We start from the raw sequence: 1106 nt of genomic DNA, 5'->3' as shown, positions 1-1106 counted from the left end.
CGCAGAACGGGAGCCAACTGACGTTCGACGACCAGTATGGCGCGGAGCGCCTGATGCTGCATGCCGAGCGCGACATGCAGCAGACCGTCGAGCGTAATAGTTCGACGTCGGTCGGTCAGGACATGAATCTGTCCGTGCATGGCACGTCGACGTCGGTGACGGGCATCTCGGTCAGCTATACGGGTATCTCGATGTCGTACACGGGGGTGTCGGTGGGCTTTACCGGGGTGTCGGCGTCGTTCACGGGGCTGAGCACATCGTTCACCGGTGTCAATACGAGCTTCACGGGCGTATCGACCTCATTTACCGGCGTGTCGACCGGTTTCACGGGCGTCAGCACGTCGTTCACGGGCGTGAGCACGGGCTTCACCGGTGTGTCGACGTCGTTCACGGGGATGTCGACCGGCATCACGGGATTGAGAAATGCGGTGACGGGCGTTTCGAACAGCATGACGGGTATTGCGTCGTCGATGACGGGCGTCAGCACATCGGTGACCGGACAGTCGGCACGCGTGACGGGTGTCTCGCTGTCGTGCACGGGCACGTCGACGGGCTTCACTGGTGCGAGCACGTCGGTGACGGGTACGTCGACGAGGATGACCGGTACGTCGATTTCGGATACCGGTACGTCGACGAGCATCACGGGCGTGTCCATGTCGACCACGGGCGCGTCGACGAGCGTGACCGGATCGAGCATGTCGATGACCGGCAGTTCGGTGAGTACCACAGGAACGAGCATATCGGAGACGGGTATCGATATATCGATTTCCGGACTTAACTTGTCGTACACGAATTTTGGCGATTCAGCTCACGCTCATGAATTGAAGGTGTTCAAGATGCTGCATCTGTTGAACTGATGGGAGAGCCCTTATGCGTCTGATCGAATTGCGAAGTGACGCGCTGGCCCCGAGTGCGGTGGCGCTCGCGTTGACGGTTCAAGAGAACGTCTCGCGGGAGGCGTCCTATCGACTGGACCTGTTGAGCAGCGACCCGGATCTGGACCTGGACGTGTTGCTGGGCACGTCACTGTCGGCTGACATCGATTTGGGCAACGGGGCGGTACGGACCTTCAGCACCTACGTGTTCGGTGGCTACGACACCGGTCA

Annotated in this window: 2 pseudogenes; both read left to right on the top strand. The window is 60.4% G+C overall.

The features are described from left to right. Positions 1–857: pseudogene (locus HWX36_RS37545) on the top strand (type VI secretion system tip protein VgrG); the annotation flags it as partial. A 13-nt stretch (positions 858–870) separates the two neighbouring features. Then, a pseudogene (locus HWX36_RS36685) lies at positions 871–1106 on the top strand (type VI secretion system tip protein VgrG); the annotation flags it as partial.

Source organism: Burkholderia sp. BCC0405 (genome assembly GCF_902833075.1).
Lineage (GTDB): Bacteria > Pseudomonadota > Gammaproteobacteria > Burkholderiales > Burkholderiaceae > Burkholderia.
This window is presented reverse-complemented; position numbering and strand designations above follow the sequence as displayed.